This is a genomic window from Sphaerotilus sp., assembly GCF_013299175.1.
GTDB lineage: Bacteria > Pseudomonadota > Gammaproteobacteria > Burkholderiales > Burkholderiaceae_C > Sphaerotilus.
In genome coordinates, this window is sequence record NZ_JAAFKF010000062.1 from 1 (window position 1) to 24,487 (window position 24,487).

The 24,487-nt window shown below is 69.1% G+C and carries 23 protein-coding genes and 2 pseudogenes; 16 read left to right on the forward strand and 9 right to left on the reverse strand.

What is annotated here, in order from left to right; genetic code table 11:
* From QZW52_RS11770 to QZW52_RS11795, 6 genes are all read right to left on the reverse strand, one after another.
* A partial coding sequence (locus QZW52_RS11770; RefSeq protein ID WP_293998906.1) for an amidohydrolase family protein occupies nt 1-403 on the reverse strand: 403 nt, incomplete at its 3' end.
* 11 nt (nt 404-414) lie between these two features.
* A complete protein-coding gene (gene ligK / locus QZW52_RS11775; RefSeq protein WP_293998942.1) occupies nt 415-1,098 on the reverse strand; it encodes a 4-carboxy-4-hydroxy-2-oxoadipate aldolase/oxaloacetate decarboxylase in 684 nt (227 codons plus the stop codon).
* Between the two features lie 79 nt (nt 1,099-1,177).
* Nucleotides 1,178-3,553 (reverse strand): CHASE2 domain-containing protein, encoded by a 2,376-nt coding sequence (locus QZW52_RS11780; RefSeq protein WP_293998908.1) that lies wholly within the window; start codon nt 3,551-3,553, stop codon nt 1,178-1,180.
* Entirely contained in the window at nt 3,550-5,253 is a 1,704-nt protein-coding gene (locus tag QZW52_RS11785) for a FecR domain-containing protein (protein ID WP_293998910.1), read from the reverse strand. The genes QZW52_RS11780 and QZW52_RS11785 overlap by 4 nt, the downstream gene beginning before the upstream one ends.
* A 170-nt stretch (nt 5,254-5,423) precedes the next feature.
* Nucleotides 5,424-6,452, reverse strand: coding sequence for an amidohydrolase family protein (locus QZW52_RS11790; protein ID WP_293998911.1), 1,029 nt, complete (start codon nt 6,450-6,452; stop codon nt 5,424-5,426).
* 38 nt (nt 6,453-6,490) lie between these two features.
* On the reverse strand, nt 6,491-7,183 hold the full coding sequence (locus tag QZW52_RS11795; protein WP_293998912.1) for a substrate-binding domain-containing protein: 693 nt from the start codon (nt 7,181-7,183) through the stop codon (nt 6,491-6,493).
* A 179-nt stretch (nt 7,184-7,362) separates the two neighbouring features.
* Here QZW52_RS11795 and QZW52_RS11800 point away from each other — a divergent pair, with 179 nt between their 5' ends.
* The 4 genes and pseudogenes from QZW52_RS11800 to QZW52_RS11810 all read left to right on the forward strand — a co-directional run bounded on the left by QZW52_RS11800 (nt 7,363) and on the right by QZW52_RS11810 (nt 9,996).
* The gene (locus tag QZW52_RS11800) at nt 7,363-8,259 is read left to right on the forward strand and encodes a DUF2157 domain-containing protein (RefSeq protein WP_293998914.1); all 897 of its coding nucleotides are present in this window, start codon (nt 7,363-7,365) and stop codon (nt 8,257-8,259) included.
* Nucleotides 8,256-8,972: pseudogene (locus QZW52_RS19225) on the forward strand (DUF4401 domain-containing protein); the annotation flags it as partial. The gene QZW52_RS11800 and the pseudogene QZW52_RS19225, both read left to right, overlap by 4 nt.
* A 199-nt stretch (nt 8,973-9,171) precedes the next feature.
* Nucleotides 9,172-9,315: pseudogene (locus QZW52_RS19230) on the forward strand (DUF4401 domain-containing protein); the annotation flags it as partial.
* 213 nt (nt 9,316-9,528) lie between these two features.
* Complete coding sequence (locus QZW52_RS11810) at nt 9,529-9,996, forward strand: GDYXXLXY domain-containing protein (protein WP_293998918.1); 468 nt, start codon at nt 9,529-9,531, stop codon at nt 9,994-9,996.
* Here the strand turns inward: QZW52_RS11810 and QZW52_RS11815 are convergent.
* Complete coding sequence (locus QZW52_RS11815) at nt 9,923-10,849, reverse strand: LysR family transcriptional regulator (protein ID WP_293998920.1); 927 nt, start codon at nt 10,847-10,849, stop codon at nt 9,923-9,925. The genes QZW52_RS11810 and QZW52_RS11815 overlap by 74 nt on opposite strands.
* Before the next feature lie 70 nt (nt 10,850-10,919).
* Here QZW52_RS11815 and nadC point away from each other — a divergent pair, with 70 nt between their 5' ends.
* The 4 genes from nadC to QZW52_RS11835 all read left to right on the forward strand — a co-directional run bounded on the left by nadC (nt 10,920) and on the right by QZW52_RS11835 (nt 14,099).
* Nucleotides 10,920-11,792 carry a carboxylating nicotinate-nucleotide diphosphorylase gene (gene nadC, locus QZW52_RS11820; RefSeq protein WP_293998922.1) on the forward strand — a complete coding sequence of 291 codons (873 nt, stop codon included), beginning with the start codon at nt 10,920-10,922 and terminating at the stop codon, nt 11,790-11,792.
* A gap of 153 nt (nt 11,793-11,945) precedes the next feature.
* A complete protein-coding gene (locus tag QZW52_RS11825; RefSeq protein ID WP_293998923.1) occupies nt 11,946-12,647 on the forward strand; it encodes a DUF2589 domain-containing protein in 702 nt (233 codons plus the stop codon).
* Between the two features lie 28 nt (nt 12,648-12,675).
* On the forward strand, nt 12,676-13,488 hold the full coding sequence (locus QZW52_RS11830) for a hypothetical protein (RefSeq protein WP_293998925.1): 813 nt from the start codon (nt 12,676-12,678) through the stop codon (nt 13,486-13,488).
* Between the two features lie 20 nt (nt 13,489-13,508).
* Complete coding sequence (locus QZW52_RS11835) at nt 13,509-14,099, forward strand: hypothetical protein (RefSeq protein ID WP_293998927.1); 591 nt, start codon at nt 13,509-13,511, stop codon at nt 14,097-14,099.
* A gap of 15 nt (nt 14,100-14,114) precedes the next feature.
* On the opposite strand, the gene glpK is transcribed toward QZW52_RS11835, so the two are convergent.
* The gene (gene glpK / locus QZW52_RS11840; protein WP_293998929.1) at nt 14,115-15,608 is read right to left on the reverse strand and encodes a glycerol kinase GlpK; all 1,494 of its coding nucleotides are present in this window, start codon (nt 15,606-15,608) and stop codon (nt 14,115-14,117) included.
* 32 nt (nt 15,609-15,640) lie between these two features.
* Nucleotides 15,641-16,402: a DeoR/GlpR family DNA-binding transcription regulator gene (locus QZW52_RS11845; protein ID WP_293998931.1), complete on the reverse strand. Its 762-nt coding sequence runs from the start codon at nt 16,400-16,402 to the stop codon at nt 15,641-15,643.
* 173 nt (nt 16,403-16,575) lie between these two features.
* Here QZW52_RS11845 and glpD point away from each other — a divergent pair, with 173 nt between their 5' ends.
* From glpD to QZW52_RS11885, 8 genes are all read left to right on the forward strand, one after another.
* Nucleotides 16,576-18,183, forward strand: coding sequence for a glycerol-3-phosphate dehydrogenase (gene glpD / locus QZW52_RS11850; protein ID WP_293998933.1), 1,608 nt, complete (start codon nt 16,576-16,578; stop codon nt 18,181-18,183).
* Complete coding sequence (locus QZW52_RS11855) at nt 18,174-19,256, forward strand: ABC transporter ATP-binding protein (RefSeq protein WP_293998935.1); 1,083 nt, start codon at nt 18,174-18,176, stop codon at nt 19,254-19,256. Before glpD ends, QZW52_RS11855 begins: the two co-directional genes overlap by 10 nt.
* Nucleotides 19,256-20,278 carry an ABC transporter ATP-binding protein gene (locus QZW52_RS11860; RefSeq protein WP_293998937.1) on the forward strand — a complete coding sequence of 341 codons (1,023 nt, stop codon included), beginning with the start codon at nt 19,256-19,258 and terminating at the stop codon, nt 20,276-20,278. Before QZW52_RS11855 ends, QZW52_RS11860 begins: the two co-directional genes overlap by 1 nt.
* A 5-nt stretch (nt 20,279-20,283) precedes the next feature.
* A complete protein-coding gene (locus tag QZW52_RS11865; protein WP_293998943.1) occupies nt 20,284-21,189 on the forward strand; it encodes a carbohydrate ABC transporter permease in 906 nt (301 codons plus the stop codon).
* A complete protein-coding gene (locus tag QZW52_RS11870; protein WP_293998939.1) occupies nt 21,182-21,994 on the forward strand; it encodes a carbohydrate ABC transporter permease in 813 nt (270 codons plus the stop codon). The genes QZW52_RS11865 and QZW52_RS11870 overlap by 8 nt, the downstream gene beginning before the upstream one ends.
* A 10-nt stretch (nt 21,995-22,004) precedes the next feature.
* Nucleotides 22,005-22,313, forward strand: a complete 309-nt coding sequence (locus tag QZW52_RS11875) for a DUF2160 domain-containing protein (protein ID WP_293998940.1) — start codon at nt 22,005-22,007, stop codon at nt 22,311-22,313.
* A gap of 128 nt (nt 22,314-22,441) precedes the next feature.
* Nucleotides 22,442-24,175 (forward strand): ABC transporter substrate-binding protein, encoded by a 1,734-nt coding sequence (locus QZW52_RS11880; protein ID WP_293998945.1) that lies wholly within the window; start codon nt 22,442-22,444, stop codon nt 24,173-24,175.
* A gap of 107 nt (nt 24,176-24,282) precedes the next feature.
* Nucleotides 24,283-24,487: aldose epimerase family protein (locus QZW52_RS11885; RefSeq protein WP_473964390.1), on the forward strand; the 205-nt coding region annotated here is incomplete at its 3' end.

Sequence of the window (24,487 nt, forward strand, 5' to 3'; positions counted from 1 at the left end):
TCACGAAGTTGAAGCGCACGCCGCGCACGCCGGCCGCGTGCATCGCCTGCAGTTCGTCGTCGGTGACGCTGCGCCGCACGGTGGCCACGCCCCGCGCCTTGCCGCCCGAGGACACGCAGGCGTCGAGCATGGCGCGGTTGTCGGCACCGTGGCAGGTGGCCTGCACGACCACGTTGCGGGCGAAGCCGAGGTGGTCGCGCAAGGCGTACAGCTCGTGCTTCGAGGCGTCGCACGGCGTGTACTTGCGCTCGGGAGCGTAGGGGAACTCGGCGCCGGGGCCGAAAACATGGCAGTGCGCATCGACGGCGCCCGCAGGCAACTGGAAAACGGGCTGGGTCGGGCCGGTGTACCAGTCCATCCAGCCTGCGGTCTTGGTGAAATCACCGGTGGTCGGTTTGCTCATGGTGGATCGCCTCAGTCGATGTACTTCAGCCCGGCCTTGGCCAGTGGCTCGCGCATCTGGTACATGTCCAGCCCCAGGATGCCCGAGGCCAGCTTGTCGCGCTTCTCGCCCTCGAAGCTCTCGCGCTTGGCGGCCAGCTCCGCGATTTCGACAACCCGCGCCGCTGGCACGCAGCACACGCCGTCGTCGTCGGCCACCAGCGCATCACCAGGATTGACCAGCATCCCGGCGCAGACGATGGGGATGTTCACCGAGCCGAGCGTGGCCTTGATCGTGCCCTTCGCGCTGATCGCCTTCGACCAGACCGGGAAGCCCATTTCCTTGAGCGTCTTCACGTCGCGCACCCCGGCGTCGATGATGAGCGCCCGAGCGCCGCGGGCCATGAACGAGGTCGCCAGCAGGTCGCCGAAATAACCGTCGGTGCAGTCGGCCGTGACCGCCGCGATGACGATGTCGCCCGGCTGGATCTGCTCGGCGGCGACGTGCATCATCCAGTTGTCGCCCGGCTGGAGCAGAACCGTGACCGCCGTGCCCGAAACCTGCGTGCCGACCTGGATCGGGCGCATGTACGGTTTCAGCAGGCCGACGCGGCCCATCGCTTCGTGGACCGTCGCCGAGCCGAGGGCGGCCAGTCGGTCGGTGGCTTCGCGGTTGGCGCGGGGGATGTTGCGGTAGACAACGCCGAGTTCGTGCATGGCAGGGATTCCTTCGGTCTGGCGAATGATGGCGTGCATTCTGGGGCGGTGCGGCCATGCCGACTACAGGTGCAATGAACTAGCAGTTATCTTGTTTCGGCATGTCCAGTCGTCCCAGCGTCAGCGTGAACCGCCCGCCCGCCCCGTCTTGCCTGTCTGCGCACTCCCCGCCGCCCAGCGCCAGCAGCCGGCCGCGGTGTCGCTGCGCCACCCGCTGCACGAACTGCAAGCCCAGTCCGACACCGCCCATGTCCTCGGCGGGCAGGCCGTCGTCGCCGTGGTTCAGGCGTTCGCGCTGGGCGGGCGAGAGTCCCGGACCCTGGTCGCGCACGGTCAGGTGCAGCGCGTCCCGTTTCGCGCTGTAGCCCGCCAGCACAGTGACCTGCCCGCCGGCCGGGCTGTGCTTGAGCGCGTTGGACACCAGATTGCCCACCGCCCGCTGCACCAGGGCGCGGTCCATCGGCCAGTGGTCGGCCGGCGAGGCCGCGCTGTCCGGACCGGTGCGCCAGACCAGGACCACGTCCGCCGCGACCGCCTGGGGCCGGAAATCCGCCGCCACCTCGTCCAGCAGCGCCGCCACCGCGACCGACGACACCTGCAGCGGGCGCGATTCCACATGCGACACGCGCACGAAATCGTCGGCCAGTTGCAGCGTGCGCGTGCCCAGGCGCTGGACTTCGACCAGGAAGGCGTCCAGAGGCATGTCCATGCGGCCGCGCTGGTAGAGATCCGCCAGCAGCACGATGGTGTTGGCGGGCGAGCGCAAGTCGTGCGACACGAAGGCCAGGGCGCGGTCACGCCGCCGCTGCGCCTGCTTGATGGCACTCACGTCGGAGAACGTCACCACCCAGCGTTGTTGCTCCAGCAAGAGAACCGGCGCGAAGTGGAGCAGGAAATCGCCCAGCCGCTCCGCCTGCACCTCGACGGTCCAGCCGACCGGCGGGGCACTGCCGGGCTGGAAGATCGCCTCCAGGTCCACCGCGCCCCCTGCCCCCTTGGCCGGCACGAACTCCACCAGCAGGCCCGGCAGCTCCATCCCCAGCATGTCCTCGGCCTTGTCCAGCTCGAACAACTGCGCCGCCAAGGCGTTGGCCAGCAGCACGCGGCCCTGTGGATCGGTGACAGCCATCGCGGTGGGCAGGCCGGCCAGGGCGTCCGAAAGGAAGCGCCGGGCACTGCGCAAGGTGTCGGTGGCGGTGTGCAGCGTGTCCAGCCGCAGCGCCAGCACATCGCGCCGCCGCGACGCCGGCCACGCCGCGATCCCCACGTCCAGACCACTTTCCGGCACCAGGCGGCCGATCTCGGCGTCCAGCGCATCCACCGCTTGCTCCAGCCGCCGCCAGCTCCACAAGGGATACGCCAGTGCCGCCGCCAACGCCCACGACACCGGACTCCACCACAGCCCGCCCCCCAAGGCGAGCAGGCTGGCCCCGATCACCACCGGCCACGCCCCCACCGCCAGCGCCAGCGCCCAGCGCGCCCCCAGCCGCTGGATGCCCGCCATCAACACCAGCACCAGCACGGCCGCCAGCACGCCACTGGCCAGCGGTGACACGGCCCGCACCGTGTCGCCGCTGCGCAAGGTGTAGAGCGCGTGGCCCAGCACCTCGACGCCGGGCATGGCGTGGCGCTGGCGGTTCACGGGCGTGGCCACCGTGTCGCCCAGCCCGGTGGCGGTCATGCCCACCAGCACGTAGCGCCCCGCCAGCCGCTCGGGTGGCACAGCGCCGCGCAGCACATCGACATACGAGACCCGGTCCAGATGCCCCGGCGGGCCGGCGTAGCGCACCAGGAAGCGGGCGCCGCGCTGCCAGGGTCCGGCGGCGAGGTCCAGGTCGTCGTCCGTCGTGACTGGCAGGCCCGGCGCCGGAGATTCGCCCACCGCCTGCAGCAGCGCCATCGCCATGTGCGGCACGGGCGACTGCGCGGACCCTGCTGACAGAAAGGCATGGCGCATCACCCCGTCGGCGTCCACCGAGGCTTCGGCCGTGCCCAGGCGCACGCCCGGCGGCAGGCCCGTGACCGGGGCGAGCAGCGTCGGCGGCTGGCCAGGGCCGGCGGACATCCAATCGACGGAGAGGACCACGGGTGCCGCCTTGGCAAGCTGTCGGGCGAGCAGCGTGTCCTGCGCGGGATCGGGGTCGGGTTCGCTGAAGGTCACGTCCAGGCCGATCGCCTTGGGCTTCGCTTCGGCCAGCCGGGACAGCAGCGTCGCATGCACCGCACGCGGCCACGGCCAGCGCCCGATGGCGGCCACGCTGGCGTCGTCGATCGCGATGACCGTGATGCCCTCGGGGACGGGGCGGCGCCAGGTGGACAGGCCAATGTCGTAGACCAGCCGGTCGGCGCGCCACGTCCACCCGCTCAGCGGCAGCACGAACGCCACCGCCACCAGCACCAGGGCCACCCCCGCCGTGCCACCCAGCCGTGGCCAGCGCCCGGCCCGCCAGTTCATGGCTCGATCAGGACCGGGGAACCAGCGTGGCTCGTGGTGCAGCCGCCCTGCCCGTCGCGCAGGCAGTGGGGGATGTCGAATTGCTGGGGCGCGGTGTAGGGGCCGAGGTAGCCGTCCGGGTCACGCGCCCGCAGCCGCACGAAGTAACGCCCCGTGCCGGGCAAGGTCACGTCCAGCGCCAGCGCCGTGGTCTGGCGCGCCAGCTCCACGGCCGCAAAGCGGGCGTCACGGGCGAACTCGACCTCGAAGGTCTGTCCGGGCAAGCCCTCCCACGCCAGCCGGATGCCGCCGGTCCCGACCACCGGTGGCGGCAGCGGTACGGGAAGCGCCCGCAATTCGAGCCGCTGCACGGCGCCAAACGGACCTTGGTCACTGGGGTTGCGCTCGCTGGCCAGACGCCAGTGGTAGACGCCTGGGGGCAGATCACCGACCGAGAGCGTGGTCGCGTCCAGCCCGTGCCGGTCCTGCAGCGGAGCGCGGAAATCCTCGCTGTCGGCCAGTTGCCAGCGGTAGCTGCGGGCGTCCTGGTTGGCGGTCCAGGTGAACCCGACCTGGGTCGCGGTGAGGATGGCGCCGACCGCCGGCGCGGTGGGCAGCGGCGGTTCGGGGCGGGCTTTCAGGGTGAGGGTGTGCTGGGCGTCCAGTCCTTGCAGCCCCCGCGCGTCTTCCGCCCGCACGCGCAGCACGTAGCGGCCGTCCGGCAAACCCGCGAACCGCAACTCCGCCGCACCGCCGCGCACCTCGGCGCGCACCGTCTGCAGCACCGGCTCGAAACGGGTGTCGGCCGCGATCTGCCCCAGATACGCCACGGCGCCGGGCTGGGCCACGATCGGCATGCGCACCAGCACCCGCTCCTGCAGCACCGGCAAGCCCGCGACCTCCGGCGCCACGAGCAGCGGGACTGGCGGCTGCACCGCCCCCGTGCGGTCCACGACGACGCCAAACCCGGCGTGGACACGCTGGCCGGGCTTGCCGTCGTGGCCGTCGGCGGCGACCTGCCCTTCCAGCACCTCGCTGCGCGTCACTTCGGCGAGACCGTCCACCGCCACCCGGAACTCCGTGCCCCGCACCCCGAGCAGCCCTTGCGGCGTGCTGACCGAAAAACCGGGCAGCCCCGCGTTGACGGCCTTCTGCGCCTTCACCTCGATCTGGCCCTCCTGCACCCGCACGCCGGACAGGACACCGCCCACGCGCGGCAGGCGCTGCGACGCGTCCACTTGCACCGCAGTGGACGGCCGCAGCCGCAGCACCGTGCCATCGACCAGCCGGACCGTGGCCTGACCGTCGCCGGTGCGCAGGCTGTCCCCTTGCGGCACTGCCTGCCCCTCGGCGACCGCCCGGCCATCCGCGCCGCGCACATCACCCGACACCGACAACACCTGGGCGGGCACGGACTCCTTGGCCAGCAGCCGCACGGGGATGCGCAGCACCGTGCCAACAGCCAAGCGGCGGGGATCGGCGATCTGGTTGAACGCCTGCACCTGCGGCCACTGCTGCGGATCGGCCAGGAAACGCCGACCCAGCGCGATCAGGGTGTCGCGGCTGGCGGCGGTCACGGTGTAGGGGAAGCTCGGTTCGGCCCCCGCCGCAGACAGGGGCACCGAAGCAGGAACCGGAGCGGCGGCCACCGCGCTGGTGCTGGCGGCCAGGGCCAGTGACCACACGAGAACCTGCACGCAAGACCAGGAACGAGGCGGCATGGAGGCAGGTGGGCTAGGACAGGAAGGACAAGGAATGTAACGGGAGAGTTTAGCCTTGCACGCGGCCCAACCAAGCCACCAAGCCCGCAGGTTGCGGCTGGTTCACGAATATTCAGAAAGAAACCGGGAGGTGTTCGCGCCAGAGGTACGCAAGCGTCCCGGTCGTTGGCTCAGCGGCCCTTCGCCTTCAGCGCCGCGTCCATGCGCGTGAACACGCGGCGGGCGTTGCCTTCGTAGACCATGTGTCGCTCTTCGTCGGTCAGATTGGCGGTGGCGGCGACATAGCGTTTCGTGTCGTCGTAGTAGTGGCCGGTTTCCGGGTCGATGCCGCGCACGGCGCCGATCATCTCGCTGGCGAACAGGATGTTCTTGACCGGGATCACCTTGGTCAGCAGGTCGATGCCCGGCTGGTGGTAGACGCAGGTGTCGAAGTAGATGTTGTTCAGCAGGTGCTCGCTCAGCAGCGGCTTTTTCAGCTCCTGCGCCAGCCCGCGGAAACGGCCCCAGTGGTAGGGCACCGCGCCGCCGCCGTGCGGGATCAGGAACTTCAGCGTCGGGAAGTCCTTGAACAGGTCGCTGGTCAGGCACTGCATGAACGCCGTCGTGTCCGCGTTCAGGTAGTGCGCGCCGGTGGTGTGGAAGCAGGCGTTGCAGCTCGTCGAGACGTGGACCATCGCGGGGATGTCGTACTCGACCATCTTCTCGTAGATCGGGTACCACGACTTGTCCGACAGCGGCGGGCTGGTCCAGTGGCCGCCCGACGGGTCCGGGTTCAGGTTGATGCCGACGTTGCCGAACTGCTCGACGCACTTGACCAGCTCGGGGATGCAGGTGGCCGGATCGACGCCCGGCGACTGCGGCAGCATCGCGGCCGGGATGAAGTGGTCCGGGAACAGCTCGGCCACGCGGAAGCAGAGTTCGTTGCAGATCGCGGCCCAGGTGGACGAGGTCTCGAAGTCGCCGATGTGGTGGGCCATGAAGCTGGCGCGCGGGCTGAAGATGGTCAGGTCCGAGCCGCGTTCCTTCATCAGGCGCAACTGGTTCAGCTCGATCGACTCGCGCAGCGCGTCGTCGCTGATCTTCAGGTCCGAAGGCTTCGGGGCCTTGGACGGGTCTTTCAGCGCCGCGATCTGCAGGTCGCGCCAGAGGCCGAGGGCGGCCGGAGCGGTGGTGTAGTGGCCGTGAACGTCGATGATCATGGGGAGTCTCCTGGTGATCCTGGTGAACGTGGGAGGTGTCAGGCCGGGTCCATGCCCTGGCGGCGCTTGGCCTCGTCCGCATCGGTCGAGGCCATGAAGGCGAGCATCTGGCGCACCGCATCGGCCTGAGCGGGCGCGGCCGTGGCGCAGACGCCTGCGGAGAAGGTGGTCGTGATCTGGATGGCGGGCGGCAGCGGGCCGAGCACGTCGATGCCGCCGAGGTTGATCAGCTCGCTGTACTGCTGGAAGCCGAGTGCCACCTCCCCCTTGGCGACCAGCGAACCCACGGGCACACCGGGCGGCGCGGTGACGGTGCGGCTGCGGACCGCGTCGGCGATGCCCCAGCGGTCGAACAGCTTGGCCAGCGCCACGCCGCTCGGTCCGGTGGAGTAGCTGAGGTTGCGCGCCGCCAGCACGGCACGGCGCACGGCGTCCTCGTCGACAATGTCCGGTCGCTCGGACCCCGCCTGCACCGCCACCGCCACGCCGGAATGCACCAGATCGACCTTGCTGTCGGCCAGCACGCGGCCGGCGGCGATCAGCTTGTCGATCGCGTCCGAGGCGAGGATCACCACGTCGAACGCCTCGCCCGCCAGCACCCGCTTGGCCGCATCGACCCCGCCAACCGACTCGATCGCCACGGTACCGCCCGAGCGCAACCCGAACGCCGCCACCAGATCGGCCAGCACCTGGCGGGTGGCCATCGACGAAATCCCCCGAATGGTGGGCATCGGGTCGGGATTCCGGTCAGGATTCAGGGTCTGCGGCATGGGCGGGTGTCCGGGGCTGGGCTGAAAGTGTGCGGATTCTGTTCACTTGCAGCCATGCCGACCAGTGCATTCCTTCACTAGCTGCTATACCGTGACAGCATAGCTCTGCGCTGACCGTTTCCTTGGAACAGGACACTCCCATGACCCCTGCTGACACCGCCGACACCGCCGGCTCACTTGCACTGCGCGGCCTGGCCACCACCGGGGCCGGACTCACCGGCTTCGGCCTGGTGCTGTGGATCGCCGCGAACTGGGCGGTGCTCGGACGCTCGGGACAGTTCGCCCTGCTGCAGGCGGGCGTCCTCGGTGCGTGTGCGCTGGCGTGGCGGCTGCGGGCGGCGCGGCCGGCGGCGGGGCTGCTGGCCTTGCTGGGCATCGGCGGGCTGTTCGCGTTTTTCGGGCAGACATACCAGACCGGTGCGGATGCGTGGCAGCTCTTTGCGCTGTGGGCGGTGCTGGCGGTGCCGCTGGCGGTGGGGGTGCGCAGCGATGTGGTCTGGGCGCCGTGGTCGCTGGTGGCGCTGGCGGCCGTGGCGCTGTGGGTGCAGGCCCACACGGGGCACCGCTGGCGCACCGAGCCAGGGGATCTGCCGGCGTACCTGATCGGCTGGACCACGGCGATCGGGGTCTGTGCGCTGTCCGGCCCGGCGCTGCGCCAGCGGCTCGGCACGGGTCCGTGGGCCTTTCGCGGCAGCGTGACCTTGGCGGTGGTGATGGTCAGCGCGGCGGCACTGTGGGGATTGTTCGACCACCGCGTGTCGCCACATTACCTGCTGGGTCTCGCGCTGCTGGCGGCCGCGGCGGCGCTGTTGAGCCGTGCCGCGGGATTCGACGTGTTTGCGCTCAGTGCCGTGGCGCTCGGGCTGGACACGCTGCTGGTGGCGGGCCTCGCGCGGCTGGTGTTCGACTCCGGTGGCGGCGACACCATCGGCCGGCTGCTGCTGGTGGGGCTGTGCGCCGCCGGGTTGCTGGCGTTCAGCGTGTCGGTGATTCTCAAACTGGCACGGCGCACGGCGCTGACTGGAGTGTCGGCATGAACGCGCCCTCTTCTTCCACGGACTCCGAGCGGCCCTGGCCCGTTGTCCTGCTGACCGCCCTCGGCGCGTGGCTGGCCACCCTTCCGCTGGCGGGTGTCGTCGGGCTGCTGCTGGGTGATCTGCTGGTGTCCGGCGTCGGGCCGTACCTCGTCGGGCCGTTGCTGCTGGTCGGTGCCGGCGTGGTGCTGCGGGCGCGGGGGGTCGGGGCGTTTGTCGAACAGCTCGCGGTGCCGATGCTGCTGCTGGGCGGCGTGACGCTGGGCTTCGGGCTGTACCGCGATCTGCCGGTGCTCGGCGCTTCGCTGGTGCTGGCGGTGGTGGCGCTGGGGATCGCTAGGGTGGTCTGTGGGGCATGGCTGCAGGCGCTGCTGGGGGCCTGCGCGGTCGGGCTGCTGCTGGTCGGGTTGACCGTCCGCGGGTACCACGGCGGGAGCCTCTGGCTGTCCGTCCACGCTGCCGTGCTGCTCTGGACTCTGCTGCCCACCCGACGCACACCCCCGTTCGCAACCCGGCTCGACGCCATCGGCACCGGCTGGCTGCTGGCCACCCTCGCCGCGCTGGCGGCCGGTGCCGGCATGACGTTCATGGTGGGCGCCGTGGTCGATGGCGCCGTGGGATGGTGGACCGGTGGCCTGGGGATGACTGGGGGTTGGGCCTCCTGGCCGCGGTGGGGATCGGTCGCGCTGGCCGCTGCAGCGGGTGGCCTGCTCTGGCGGGATCGGCCGGAACTGCAGCGCCCCTGGTGGGCGGGTGCGCTGGCCGTGGGGCTGCTGCTGGCGGGGTACATGCCGTGGCTCGGTGCGGCATGGTGGGTCGCGGCACGCTGCATCGCCCGGCACCAGCCCCGCCGCGCAACTGCAGCGCCCCTGGTGGGCGGGTGCGCTGGCCGTGGGGCTGCTGCTGGCGGGGTACATGCCGTGGCTCGGTGCGGCATGGTGGGTCGCGGCACGCTGCATCGCCCGGCACCAGCCCCGCCGCGCCGCCGCCGCCGGGCTGGCCGCGGTGTGGATCATCGGCGCGTTCTACTACGCGCTGGACTGGCCGCTGGCGACCAAGGCCGCGCTGCTCGCCGGCACGGGCGCAGTCCTCGGGGCATTGGCGTGGTGGGGCCTGCGCGCCAGTCATACCGCGTCCACATCGACGGCAATCCCCACTGCACCCGCCGCGGATCGGGCGCGCCTCGGCATCGCCCTGAGCGCCGTCGCCGTGCTGACCGTGGCCAATGTCGGCATCTGGCAGAAGGAAACTCTCATCGCCCACGGCCGGCCGGTGTTCATCGAACTGGCGCCAGTCGATCCCCGCTCGCTGATGCAGGGTGACTACATGGCGCTGAATTACCGGCTGGGTGACACGCTGCGCAGCCAGCTCGACGGCGCCGACCGGCTGACCCAGCCGCAGGTGCTGGCCCGCATCGATGCGCGCGGCGTGGCGCAACTGGAGCGGCTGCTGGACCCGGACACCGCCACCGCCACACCCCTGCCCGCCGACGCGCTGCGCATCGCGCTGTCCCCCAAGAACGGCCGCTGGGTGGTCGTCAGCGATGCGTGGTTCTTCCGCGAAGGCGATGGGGTGCGCTGGCAGGCCGCGCGCTACGGCGAATTCCGGATCGCGCCGGACGGGCGCGCCTTGCTGGTCGGGCTAGTGGGTGCCGAGCTGAAACCGATCAGCCCGGCAGGGACTGCGCCGCCGCCGCCTGCGGCAATCCCCGCACCAGCTCCTCCAGCAAGCGGCGGGTGAGGCGGATCAGCGGCGTACTGCGCTGGCGGGACGACGCCGCCAGACACAGCACGCTCGGCAGACTCGGCGCCACGATCGGCCGCACCGACAGCACGTCCGCCCGCCCGGACGCCGCCACCGCACTGGCCGTGAGCACCGCGTGGCCGTAGCCGGCGCAGACCAGATCGATGATGGACGCAACACTGGACACCTCCCACGCGATGTCCAGCGTCAAACCGGCCAGCATCGCCTGCGTGTCGAGCAACCGCCGGATCACGTGCGCCCGCTCGGGCAGCACCAGCCGCACCGCCGTCAGGTCCGCCAGCGACACCGGCGCGCGGGTCTGCGAATCGCCAGGCTCCAGCCGCTGCACCAGACACAGGCGCTCCTCCAGCACCGGCAGGATCTCCAGCGTCGGGTGGGCCTCGGGGTTGTAGAGCAGGCCAAGATCGACCCGACCCGAGGTGATCCACTCGGTGATGTGGGTGGACAGCCCCTCGACGATCGCCAGCCGCGCCTGTGGCATGCGGCGCTGGAAACCGTCGATCAGCGGCACCGTGAGCTGGCGGCCGATGGTGGGCGGCAGGCCGACGGTGATGTGGCCCAGCGGCTCGTCGCGGGTCGCGGCCATCTCGTCGCGGGCGCGCTTGACGCGCTGCAGGATACCCACGCTGTGCGCGAACAGCCGCTGCCCCGCCTCGGTCAGCACCACGCCGCGGCCGTTGCGCAACAGCAGCGTCTCGCGCAGCTCGATTTCCAGCGCCCGCACCTGCCGGCTCAGCGCCGATTGCGCGATGTCGAGCACCAGCGCCGCCTTGCTGAAGCTCTGGTGTTCGGCGACATGCACGAAGTAGTCGAGTTGCTTGAGGTCCATGGCGCGATGATTGCACGGTGCTACGCTCACCCTCCCTGATGATTCCTCGCCGTTTCGCGCTGCCCCCACCATGACGACCCTGACCTTCGACGACAACGAAACCCTCGAAGCCGCCCGCCTCCGCAATGTCCAGGACGCCCTGCGCGAAGACATCGGACGCTGCGACTGGACCGCGATGCTGGTACCTGCCGAGCGCGCCGTCCACGCCCGCGTGATGGCCAAGGAACACGGCGTGCTCTGCGGTCGCGACTGGTTCGACGCCTGCGTGCTGGCCTGCGATCCGGCCGCGCAGGTCGAGTGGTTCCTGTCCGAAGGCGACGCCTTCACCGCCACCACCGAGGTCTGCCGCATCCGCAGCAATGCCCGCGCCCTGCTCAGCGCCGAACGCTCCGCCCTGAACTTCCTGCAGATGCTCTCGGGCGTGGCCACCGTGACGCGCAGCTACGTGGACGCCATCGCCGGCCTGTCGCCGAACCCGCGCGGCTGCCTGGTGCTCGACACGCGCAAGACGCTGCCGGGGCTGCGGCAGGCCCAGAAGTACGCGGTGCGCGTCGGCGGCGGCGCCAACCAGCGCATGGCCTTGTGGCACGGCATCCTCATCAAGGAAAACCACATCGCCAGCGCCGGCAGTGTCAGCGGCGCGCTGCGGGCGGCCCAGGCGTTGCACTCGGGCGTGTCGATCCAGATCGAGGTGGAGAACCTCGCGGAGCTGGAAGAAGCGCTGCAGGCCGGCGCCACCAGCGTGCTGATCGACGATTTTTCCTTCGACGACATGCGCGCGGCCGTGGCGCTGAATGCCGAGCGGGCGCTGCTGGAGGTTTCTGGTGGCGTGGACATGACGACGATCCGCGAAATCGCCAGCACGGGCGTGGACCGCATCTCCATCGGCCGGCTGACCAAGGAAGTCCACGCGATCGATCTGTCGATGCGGGTTCTTGGTTGAACAAAATCGTGATTTATTTGGCACTTCATTGCTTTGTAGAGCCACGTTGATCCACAAGCTTGGGGATGCCCCGAAACCGGAGGCTTCCCAGAATCTCCTCACTGCCCACCACGGCGTGTTGCCGTCCCTCCCCGGACAGCCAAGGAGATTCTCATGGCCACCAGCAAGCCCAACGTTCCCACCACGACCACCGCCACGCCGGCCACCGCTGCCGGCGGCACCCCTGCGGACATCGAAACCACCGCTGCTGCGGTCGGCCACGGCCTCGGCCGGGCCGTCGCTGGTGCGCAAGGGCATCTGGTGGCACGGGCCGCCCCCAGCACCAACCTGACCAGCGAACTCAACAACATCGACTTCCGCAAGATGATCGGCGGGCCGCTGCAGGCCGCCGTCGATGCGCAGGTCGCGTCCTCGCTGGCGACGGTCAACTTCATCAACGCCGTCGGCTTCGAGACCGACGAAGAGGGGAAAAAGAAGCTGGTGATGGTGGACTTCAGCCACTCGCGCAAGGATGTCGATGCCGAAGGCAACGAGGTCAACAAGGACATCTCCATCAAGGTGCCGCTGCTGGCGATGCTGCCCATCCCGAGCCTGCGCATCGAGCACGTCATCATCGATTTCAAGGTCAAGCTGAACTCGGTCGAGTCGTCGAAGGTGTCGGACCAGCTCGGCGTGAGCGTGTCGGCGGGCGGTGGTTTCGGGCCGGTCAACTTCAAGGTGTCGGCGTCGTACCAGCGCCAGTCCTCGACCGGCGTGGAAGTCAAGAAGGAATACGCCCTGAGCGTCAACGTCAAGGCGGTGCAGGACGAGATTCCGGCCGGGCTGGAGAAGATCCTCAACATGCTGGCCGCTTGAGGCGCCCACGTCCCTGCGAGGCCGCACCATGTCCGAGATCACGCTGTCCGACTACACCGGCTACATCTTCCGCGAGCTGATCAAGGCGCGGCAGATGTCGGACGAGTACGCCCGGCAGGTCGCCCTGTCCTATGCGCAGGACCCGGTGCTGCAGCACTTCACGGCGCCGCGCTTCAAGATCCCGAAGATGGAGCTGACCATTCCCGTGCTGATCGCCGGGGCGCGCTACACCTCGACGCTGAAGTTCACGATGCCCGCGCGCACCTTCGTGGACTTCATCGGCGGCAAGCTCGCCAGCATCGAGTACTCGCTGCGTGCCGCGGGCGGCCGGATCCTGGTCAAGCCGGACCTCATCAAGCTGGAGTTCCTGAACCGAAAATCCCTCCACACATCCACCAGCACCAGCACACCCGCCGGCACGTCCTCCCGCGATACCCCACAGAACAGCGGCGAGGCCATCAAGCTGCTCCACGAGGCCCTGCTCACGAGCAACGACCTCGGCCACCCCGAGGGCATGGTCAGCTACGCCTGGGGCACGGTCCTGCAGTTGTGGCTGAACGAGCGCAAGCTGGTCGAGCTGTACCAGAAGTACAGCCCGAACAACGAACTCTCGAAGCAGGCATACACCGAGATCCTCGCCGGCATCAAGGGCGCGGTCGTGGTGGACAAGGTGGGCATCGACAACCTGCTGGTCGATCCGGAAACCAACCTCATCAAGAACGGCAGCGACGCCACCTCGGTGTTCACGATCAAGGCCGAGCTGATCGAGGAAGGCTTCTTCGTGCGCTCGGTCCGGGACGACACCACCGGCCAGGTGAGCCAGATCGTCGAGTTCGAATGACACCGGACCGGTGACCCCCCATGCGGCCGATCCTGCACCACCAGCTCGCGCAGACCGACACCCTGCTGGTCGATCTCGGCCGGCAGCTCGCGCGCTACAACGCGGGGGACAGCGACGTGGACGGCGCGGTCTCCGCCCTGCTCGCCTCGGCCGCCGCGCTGTACGAACGCCAGGGCCGGCACGACCTGCAGGCCCGCTTCCTGGCGATGGGCGCCGAGCTGGTGACCGCCCGCCGCGGCACCGACCCGGTGACGCTGGAGCCGATGCGCCCGCGCCGCGACGGCGTGCGCCGCACGGTGTTCCGGGTGCTGACCACCGCCGAAGCGCAGATCGGCACGGACTACCGCCAGACCCTGTCGAAGCTGGACACCTTGCGCGAGCAACTTGCGGCGCTGCTGGCCACCGGACTGGAGCGCGGGCTGCTGCAGCCGCTGCTGGGCAGCGGCCCGCCCGATCAACCCACGCTGCAGGCGATCTGGGCAGCCCTGACCCGCGACACCGGCACGGGCGGCGCCGCGCTGCGCATCAACCTGCAGTACGCGGTGTATGACGTGCTGCTGCTGATCGACGACCTGCTCGCCCCGCTGCTGCGGCCTGCCGCGCCACCGTGACAGCGCGGCGGTGGCTCAGGTCGCCAGCGTCTGCCGCACGGCGCGCTCCCACTGCGCCATCAACGCCTCGGCCCGGTCGCGCCCCATCGTCGGCAGGAAGCGGCGCTCGACCTGCCACTGCGCCGACAGCTCGTCCCGGCTGTGCCACACCCCCGTGGCCAGCCCGGCGAGGTAGGCCGCGCCGAGCGCCGTCGTCTCTGTCACCTGCGGGCGCACGACCGGGATGCCCAGCAGATCGGCCTGGAACTGCATCAGCAGGTTGTTGACGCAGGCGCCGCCGTCCACCCGCAGCTCCGTCACGGCCGCGCCACCATTGGCGACCGCGTCACGGCTCATGGCCTGCAGCAGCGCGGTGGACTGGAACGCGATGCTCTCCAGCGCGGCGCGGGCGATGTGCGCCACCGTCGTGCCGCGCGACAGGCCGACGATGGCGCCGCGGGCGTCCGGCTGCCAGTACGGCGCGCCCAACCCGGTGAAGGCCGGCACGAACACCACGCCGCCCGCGTCCGGCACGCTCTCCGCCAGGCCCTGCACCTCGCCGCTGCCGCGGATCGCGTTCAGCCCGTCGCGCAGCCACTGCACCACCGCGCCGCCGATGAAGACGCTGCCTTCGAGCGCGAACTCGGGCGTCGGGCCGGTCTGCGCCGCACTCGTCGTGAGCAGGCCGTTGTGCGACACGGGGCGCTGGGTGCCGGTGTGCATGAGCATGAAACAGCCGGTGCCGTAGGTGTTCTTGGCGAGTCCCGCCGTGAAGCACGCTTGTCCGAACAACGCGCTCTGCTGGTCACCCGCCATGCCCGCCACGGGAATCGACACGCCGAACAGCGCCGCGTCCGTCTCGCCGAACACATGGCTCGACGGATGCACGGCGGGCAGCACCGACGCCGGGATGTCCAGCCGCGCCAGCATCGCCGCATCCCAGCGGTTGGCGCCGATGTCGAACAGCATCGTGCGCGCCGCGTTGCTCACGTCGGTGGCGTGGACCCTGCCGCCCGTCAACTGCCACAGCAGCCACGCATCGACCGTGCCGAAGGCCAGCTCGCCGCGCTCCGCCGCAGCCCGCGCGCCCGGCACCTCGTCGAGCAGCCACCGCAGCTTGGTCCCTGAGAAGTACGGATCGACCACCAGCCCGGTCGTCGCGCCAATCGCCTCCGCCAGCCCCTGCGCCCGCAGTTCGGCACACAGCGGCTCGGTGCGGCGGTCCTGCCAGACGATGGCGTTGTGCAGCGGGCGGCCGGTGCGGCGGTTCCACAGCAGCGTGGTTTCGCGCTGGTTGGTGATGCCGATGGCGGTGATGTCGCGGGCGGTCAGGCCGGCCAGCGCCAGCGCGGCGTGGGCGGTGGCGAGCTGGGAGGTCCAGAGGTCGTCCGGGTCGTGCTCCACCCAGCCGGGCTGCGGAAAGATCTGGCGGAACTCGCGCTGCGCCTGGGCGACGATGCGCCCGGTCTCGTCGAAGACGATGCTGCGGGAGCTGGACGTGCCCTGGTCGAGGGCGAGGATGTACGGCATGGGGGAACTCCTTTCGCGGTCGAGCGGCAGCCTCAGGCGATCTCGCACTGCACGCCGGCCTCGGCCAGCAGCGCGGGGAACGGCTCGGGCGGCGCGCTGTCGGTGTAGAGCCGGTCGAGGTCGGCGAAACGGGCCACTTCGACCATCGCCGGGCGGTTGAACTTGACGTGGTCGGCGGCGAGCCAGACCTCGCGCGACTGGGCAATGATGGCCCGTGCCACCGTCACCTCGCGGTAGTCGAAGTCGCGCAGCGTGCCGTCGGCCTCGATGCCGGAGATGCCGATCAGGCCGATGTCCACCTTGAACTGGCGGATGAAATCGACCGCCGCCTCGCCGATCACGCCCCGGTCCCGCGGGCGCACCACGCCGCCGGCCACGATCACCTCGCAGTCCGGGTTGGCGCAGAGGATGCCGGCGACGTTCAGGTTGTTGGTGATGACGCGCAGGCCGCGGTGCTGCAGCAGCTCGCGGGCCACGGCCTCGGTGGTCGTGCCGATGTTGAGCAGCAGCGAGCAGCCCTCGGGCACGGCGCGGGCCACGGCGCGGGCAATGCGCTGCTTGCCTTCGGCGTTGAGGGTTTCGCGCTGGCGGTAGGCGAGGTTTTCGGTGGTCGAGCCGGGCAGGCGCACGCCGCCGTGGAAGCGGGCCACCAGCCCCGCCTCGGCCAGCAGCTTCACATCGCGGCGCACCGTCTGCAGCGTCACGCCGAAACGCTCGGCCAGCGCCTCGACCGTGACCGAGCCGCCCAGGCGCACGGCGTCCAGAAGATCGGATTGGCGGGGATTCGGTGTCATGGGAGCGCAGCCTACACAGGCGCAAAACGAACACAAACCGGGTAAATACTCACACTTGAATCGGGTGTCTGCGGTTAAAACGAAAAAAGGCGATCAAAACAAAATCAAAAAAATCAAAAACGAATCGCAAAACCACAGAAACGAACTCCATTGCTTACAACGCCCATGACGCCATGACGGCCAGCGACACCCCCCCAGACTGCGACGTGCTCATCGTCGGCGGCGGCATCAACGGCGCCGGCATTGCCCGCGACCTGGCGGGGCGGGGCTGGCGCGTGGTGCTGGCTGAGCAGGACGACCTGGCCTCGCACACCTCGTCCTCGTCCACCAAGCTCATCCACGGCGGGCTGCGTTACCTGGAGTACTTCGAGTTCTCGCTGGTGCGCAAAGCCCTGCAGGAGCGCGAGGTGCTGCTGAAAAGCGCCCCGCACATCATGTGGCCGCTGCGCTTCGTGATGCCGCACGACCCGTCGATGCGCCCGGCGTGGCTGATCCGGCTCGGCCTGTTCCTCTACGACCACCTGGCGCGGCGCGAGGTGTTGCCCGGCTCGCGCGGCATCAACCTGCGCACCCAACCGACCGGCGCACCGCTCAAACCCGCCTTCACCCGCGGTTTTGTCTACTCGGACGGCTGGGTGGACGATGCGCGGCTGGTGGTGCTGACCGCACTCGATGCGCAGGCCCAGGGCGCGCACATCCTCACCCGCACCCGCTGCACCGCCGCCGTGCGCAGCGCCGACGGCTGGCGCGCGACGCTGCAATCCAGCGATGGCCGCGCCCACACCGTGCAGGCGCGGGCGCTGGTCAACGCGGCCGGGCCGTGGGCGGAATCCTTCCTGCGCCAGCAAGCCCAGTCCGCCCGCGGCGAGGCGCTGGCCACCCGCAGCCTGCGTCTGGTCAAGGGCAGCCACATCGTCGTGCCGCGCTGCTTCGCGCACGACCACGCCTACATCTTCCAGAACCCCGACAAGCGGATCATCTTCGCCATCCCCTACGAAGGCGAGTTCACGCTGATCGGCACCACCGACCAGGAACTCCACGGCGACCCGCGCGGCGCCCACATCGACGCCGACGAGATCGCCTACCTGTGCGAACAGGCCAGCCGCTACTTCACGCGCCCGGTCACACCCGCCGACGTGGTGTGGAGCTACTCGGGCGTGCGGCCACTGCTGGACGACGCCTCGGGCGACCCGTCCGCCGTCACGCGCGATTACCTGCTGGAGTCGAACACCGACGCCGCGCCGCTGCTGAGCGTGTGGGGCGGCAAGATCACCACCTTCCGCAAGCTGGCCGAAGACGCCGCCACCGAGGTCGGCCAGATGCTGGGTGACGCCCGCCAGCCCTGGACCGAAGGCCGCACGCTGCCGGGCGGCGATTTCCGCGACTGGATCGGCGCGGCGCGGCGGCCGGACACCGATTTCGAGCGCCTCGTCGTGCAGGTGCAGCAGCGCCATCCGTGGCTGCCGGCACCGCTGGCCCGGCGGCTGGCGCGGGCGTATGGCAGCCGGATCGGCGCGCTGCTGGCGGGCATCCACGACCTCGCCGGCCTGGGCGCCGAGATCGCGCCGGGGCTGCACGAGGCCGAACTGCGCTTCCTGCAAGCCACCGAATGGGCCACCTGTGGCGATGACGTGCTCTGGCGGCGCAGCAAGCTCGGGCTGCACTACAGCGCCAGCGAACGCCAGCGCGTGCAGGACTGGATGGCCGCCGCACCGCCACCACCGCTGAACGACTCCCCCGACAAGAACCCTTCCAAGATGAAAGCCTCTCCATGCAGTTGACCTTAGAGGGCATCGGCAAGCGGGTCGGCGCCGAGACCTGGCTGCAGCCCATGACACTGGCGCCACAACCGGGCGCCGTCACCGTGCTGCTGGGCGCGACCCAGGCCGGCAAGACCAGCCTGATGCGGATCATGGCCGGGCTGGATGTGCCGACCACCGGGCGGGTGCGGGTCGATGGCCGCGACGTGACCGGCACGCCGGTGCGCGAACGCAACGTGGCGATGGTCTACCAGCAGTTCATCAACTACCCGTCGATGACGGTGTTCGACAACATCGCCTCGCCGCTCAAGCTGCGTGGTGACCGGGGTGACGCGCTGCAGCGGCGGGTGCGCGAAATCGCCGCGCGGCTGCACATCGAGGTCTTCCTCGACCGCCTGCCGGCTGAACTCTCGGGCGGCCAGCAGCAGCGCGTGGCCCTGGCGCGGGCGCTGGCCAAGGACGCGCCGCTGATGCTGCTGGACGAGCCGCTGGTGAACCTGGATTACAAGCTGCGCGAAGAGCTGCGCGAGGAACTGACCCAGCTCTTCGCCGCGGGCCAGTCCACGGTGGTCTACGCCACGACCGAGCCGGGCGAGGCGCTGCTGCTGGGGGGTTACACCGCCGTGCTGGACGCGGGCGAGCTGTTGCAGTACGGCCCGACTGCGGAGGTCTTCCACCAGCCGAAGTCGATCCGCGTCGCCCGCGCGTTCAGCGATCCGCCGATGAACCTGCTGCCAGCACAGATCGTCGCGGGGGGTGCGCAATTGCGAGGGGGGCCGGTGCTGCCGATGGCGCTGCCCGGCGCCGTGGGCCGCACGCTGACGCTGGGCATCCGCGCCGGCGCCCTGCGGCTGGAAGCCCGCCCCGGCGACATCACCCTGCCCGGCCTCGTCGAGCTGGCCGAAATCTCCGGCTCGGACACGTTTGTCCACGTCCACACCCTCGTCGGCGAACTCGTCGCGCAGCTCACGGGTGTCCACGATCTGGCGATCGGCACCGCGGTAACGCTGCAGGTGAGTCCGGCGCAGGTTTACGCCTTTGACACCGCTGGCGATCTGCTGCTCGCACCGCACCGCCTGGGAGGACCGCGCTGATGGCCCGCATCGAACTCGATCTCGCGCACTCGTACAAGCCGAATCCGAACCCGAAGGACGACGCCGACTACGCCCTGCTGCCGCTGAAGATGACCTTCCACGACGGCGGCGCCTACGCGCTGCTCGGCCCCTCGGGCTGCGGCAAGACGACGATGCTCAACATCATGTCGGGCCTGCTCGTGCCGTCCCAGGGCACGGTGCGCTTCGACGGCGAGGACCGCACCCGCGCCACGCCCCAGCAGCGCAACATCGCCCAGGTGTTCCAGTTCCCGGTCATCTACGACACGATGACCGTAGCCGAGAACCTCGCCTTCCCGCTGAAGAACCGCAAGGTGCCTGCCGACCAGATCCGCCAGCGCGTCGGCCAGATCGCCGAGATGCTGGAGATGAGCCACCAACTCGACCAGCGCGCTGCAGGTCTGTCGGCCGACCAGAAGCAGAAGATCTCGCTCGGGCGCGGGCTGGTGCGGCCGGACGTGGCGGCGGTGCTGTTCGACGAGCCGCTGACGGTGATCGACCCGCACCTGAAATGGCAGTTGCGCCGCAAGCTCAAGCAGATCCACCGCGAGCTGAAACTGACCCTGATCTACGTGACGCACGACCAGGTGGAGGCGCTGACCTTCGCCGAGCAGGTCGTCGTGATGACACGCGGCCGGGTGGTGCAGCTCGGCTCGCCCGAAGCCCTGTTCGAGCGGCCGGCGCACCGCTTCGTCGGCCACTTCATCGGCTCGCCGGGCATGAACTTCCTGCCGGACGGTGACCGCACGCTCGGCATCCGACCCGAGTACGTGACGCTGCATCCACCCGGCACCGTCGGCACGCTGGCCGCCACGGTGCAGCGGGTGCAGGACATCGGCACCTACACGGTCGTGACCTGCGAAACCGCGGGCCAGGGTGGACCGACCGTGAAGGTGCGCCTGCCCGGCGAGGCGCCCGTGCCGGCGGTTGGCGAGGCGGTCGGTCTGCAGGTGCGCAATGCCCACACCTGTTTCTATGGTCCCAACGAGGAGCTGGTGGCATGAGTGCCCTGAACGCCCCGATCAAGCCCGTCAACCAGAAAGCCTGGTTCCTGATCCTGCCGATGCTGGTGTGCGTGCTGTTCTCGGCGGTCGTGCCGCTGATGACGGTGGTGAACTACTCGGTGCAGGACATCATCAGCCCCGAGCGGCGCGTGTTCGTCGGCACCGAGTGGTTCGCCGCCGTGATGCGCGACGAGGATCTGCACGCCGCGCTGTGGAACCAGTTGCAGTTCTCCTGCGCCGTGCTGCTGGTGGAGCTGCCGCTGGGCATCGCGCTGGCCCTGTCGATGCCGGCGGACGGCTGGAAGGCGTCGGCCACGCTGGTGATCGTGGCGCTGTCGCTGCTGATCCCCTGGAACGTGGTCGGCACGATCTGGCAGATCTTCGGCCGCGCCGACATCGGCCTGATGGGCGCGGCGCTGCAGGGGCTGGGCATCGAGTACAGCTACACCGGCAACGCCACCCACGCCTGGCTCACCGTGCTGCTGATGGACGTGTGGCACTGGACGCCACTGGTGGCGCTGCTGGCCTATGCCGGGCTGCGCTCGATCCCCGATGCGTACTACCAGGCCGCCCGGATCGACGGTGCCAGCAAGTTCGCGGTGTTCCGCTACATCCAGTTGCCCAAGATGCGCGGGGTGCTGATGATCGCCGTGCTGCTGCGCTTCATGGACAGCTTCATGATCTACACCGAGCCGTTCGTGCTCACGGGCGGCGGCCCCGGCAACGCCACCACCTTCCTCAGCCAGTACCTGACGCAAAAAGCGGTCGGCCAGTTCGACCTCGGCCCGGCGGCGGCCTTCTCGCTGATCTATTTCCTCATCATCCTGCTGTTCTGCTTCGTGCTCTACAACTGGATGCAACGCCTCGGCCAGACCGCCCAGACCACCAAGGAAGGAGCCGGCCATGCATGAGCACCGCTTCCACAAACGCTCGCTGTTCCTGCTGGCCTACATGGTGTTCGCGCTGCTGCCCATCTACTGGATGGTCAACATGAGCTTCAAGACCAACAGCGAGATCGTCTCCAGCTTCAGCCTGTTGCCGCAGCACTTCACCTGGGCGAACTACGCGCTGATCTTCACCGACCCCTCCTGGTACTCGGGCTACATCAACAGCCTGATCTACGTCGGCATCAACTCGGTGATCTCGCTGACCGTGGCGCTGCCGGCGGCCTATGCCTTCAGCCGCTATTCATTCCTGGGCGACAAGCATGTGTTCTTCTGGCTGCTGACGAACCGGATGACGCCGCCCGCGGTGTTCCTGCTGCCCTTCTTCCAGCTCTACAGCACGGTCGGGCTGATGGACACGCACATCGCCGTGGCGCTGGCCCACCTGCTGTTCAACGTGCCGCTGGCGGTGTGGATCCTGGAGGGCTTCATGTCGGGCATTCCGCGCGAGATCGACGAGACCGCCTACATCGACGGCTACAGCTTCCCGCGCTTCTTCCTGACGATCTTCCTGCCGCTGATCAAGGCGGGGGTGGGCGTGGCGGCGTTCTTCTGCTTCATGTTCAGTTGGGTCGAGCTGCTGCTGGCGCGCACGCTGACCAGCGTCAACGCCAAGCCGATCGTGGCGACGATGACGCGCACGGTCAGCGCCAGCGGGATGGACTGGGCGACGCTGGCCGCGGCGGGCGTGCTCACCATCGTGCCGGGCGCGATCGTGATCTGGTTCGTGCGCCACTACATCGCCAAGGGCTTCGCGATGGGCCGGGTTTGAGGAGACCACCATGTTCGACTGGATGTTCTGGACCACCCCGGTGGCCGTGTTCTTCACCTGCATCGGGCTGATGCTCGTCGGCATGACGGTGTGGGAACTCCGCTCGCCCACCCTGCTGCGCAAGGGCTTCCTGCCGATCGAGACGACCCGCGGCGACCGGCTCTTCATCGGCCTGCTCACCGCCGCCTACATCAACCTGGTGTTCATCGGGCTGGCGGGCAAGTTCGCCGAATGGTTCTCGCTGAACGAGGAGCCGAGCATCTGGATCAGCTTCGTGCTGTCGATGGCCGCCCTCGCGCTGGTGATGCGCAAGGGATAGCCAGGGATCGCAAAAGGTCAGTACCCGTTTTCTGGACATTCGGCCGGTGCTGTTCCGGGGTCGGGTGTTCTTTCAGATGGCCGGAGCAGCTCAACGAGGAGACAGGCATGAAGACGAAGAAGACAACGATGCAGACGCTGTGCCACACCGCGGTGGCCTTGGCTGCGATGGTCGCGGTCGGTCAATCGGCCCACGCCGACGAAGCCGCCGCCAAGAAATGGATCGACAGCGAGTTCCAGCCCTCCACGCTGAGCAAGGAGCAGCAGGCCGCCGAGATGAAGTGGTTCATCGACGCCGCCGCCAAGCTCAAGGCCAAGGGCATCAAGGAAATCTCGGTCGTCTCCGAGACCATCACCACGCACGAATACGAGTCCAAGACGCTGGCCAAGGCGTTCGCCGAGATCACCGGCATCACCGTCAAGCACGACCTGATCCAGGAAGGCGACGTGGTCGAGAAGCTGCAGACCTCGATGCAGTCGGGCAAGTCGATCTACGACGGCTGGATCAGTGACTCCGACCTGATCGGTACCCACTACCGCTACGGCAAGATCATGAACCTGACCGACTACATGGCCGGCAAGGGCAAGGAGTGGACCAATCCGGGGCTGGACCTGAAGGATTTCATCGGCACCAGCTTCACCACCGGCCCCGACAAGAAGCTCTACCAGTTGCCCGACCAGCAGTTCGCCAACCTGTACTGGTTCCGCGCCGACCTGTTCGCCCGCAAGGATCTGAAGGACAAGTTCAAGGCCAAGTACGGCTACGAGCTGGGCGTGCCGCTCAACTGGTCGGCGTATGAGGACATCGCCGAGTTCTTCACCAACGACGTGAAGCAGATCGACGGCAAGCCGATCTACGGCCACATGGACTACGGCAAGAAAGACCCGTCGCTGGGCTGGCGCTTCACCGATGCGTGGCTGTCGATGGCCGGCACCGCCGACATTGGCATCCCGAACGGCAAGCCGGTGGATGAATGGGGCATCCGCGCTTCCGCCGACGGCTGCACCCCGCTGGGCGCTTCGGTCGAGCGCGGGGGCGCCACCAACTCGCCGGCTGCCGTCTATGCACTGACCAAGTACGTGGACTGGATGAAGAAGTATTCGCCCAAGGAAGCCATCGGCATGACCTTCGGCGAGGCGGGTCCGGTGCCGGCGCAGGGCCAGATCGCGCAACAGATCTTCTGGTACACCGCCTTCACTGCGGACATGACCAAGAAGGGCCTGCCGGTCGTCAACGAGGACGGCACGCCGAAGTGGCGCATGGCCCCCGGCCCGAACGGCCCCTACTGGAAACAGGGCATGCAGAACGGCTACCAGGACGTGGGTTCATGGACCTTCTTCGAGAGCCACGATGCCAACAAGACGGCTGCCGCCTGGCTCTACGCCCAGTTCGTGACCGCCAAGACCACCTCGCTGAAGAAGACCCTCGTCGGCCTGACCCCCATCCGCGAGTCCGACATCCAGAGCAAGGCCATGACCGACATGGCGCCCAAGCTCGGCGGTCTGGTCGAGTTCTACCGCAGCCCGGCCCGCGTGGCCTGGACGCCGACGGGCACCAACGTCCCCGACTACCCGAAGCTGGCGCAGCTCTGGTGGAAGAACGTCGCCCAGGCCGTCACGGGTGAAAAGACCCCGCAGGGCGCGATGGACAACCTCGCCAAGGAAATGGACGACGTGATGGCGCGGCTGGAGCGTTCCGGCATGGCCAAGTGCGCGCCCAAGCTGAACAAGAAGGAAGACCCGAAGAAGTGGCTGTCCGACAAGGCGGCGCCGTGGGCCAAGCTGGCGAACGAGAAGCCCAAGGGCGAGACGATCGACTACGACAAGCTGCTCGGCGCCTGGAAGGAAGGCCGCGTGCGATGACACCTGAACCGACCAGCCTTTGCTGCTGATGAACGCAGGCGCCGCCGACTGTCTCCCGGCGGCGCCTGCCCCGTTTTGCGCGCCGTGGCTCTATATAGTGGAACGCCATGACGCCCACACCGCCCGCCCGTTTCGACCATCCCCGCTTCATCCGGCTCGCCCGCCCAGGCGGCATCGAAGTCACGTTCATGGACTGGGGCGCCACCTGGCTGTCCTGCCGGGTACCGGTTCCCGGTGAAGCGCCGCGCGAGGTGCTGCTCGCCCACCCGACGCCCGAGGACCACGCCACCCGTGGCGGCTACCTGGGCGCCA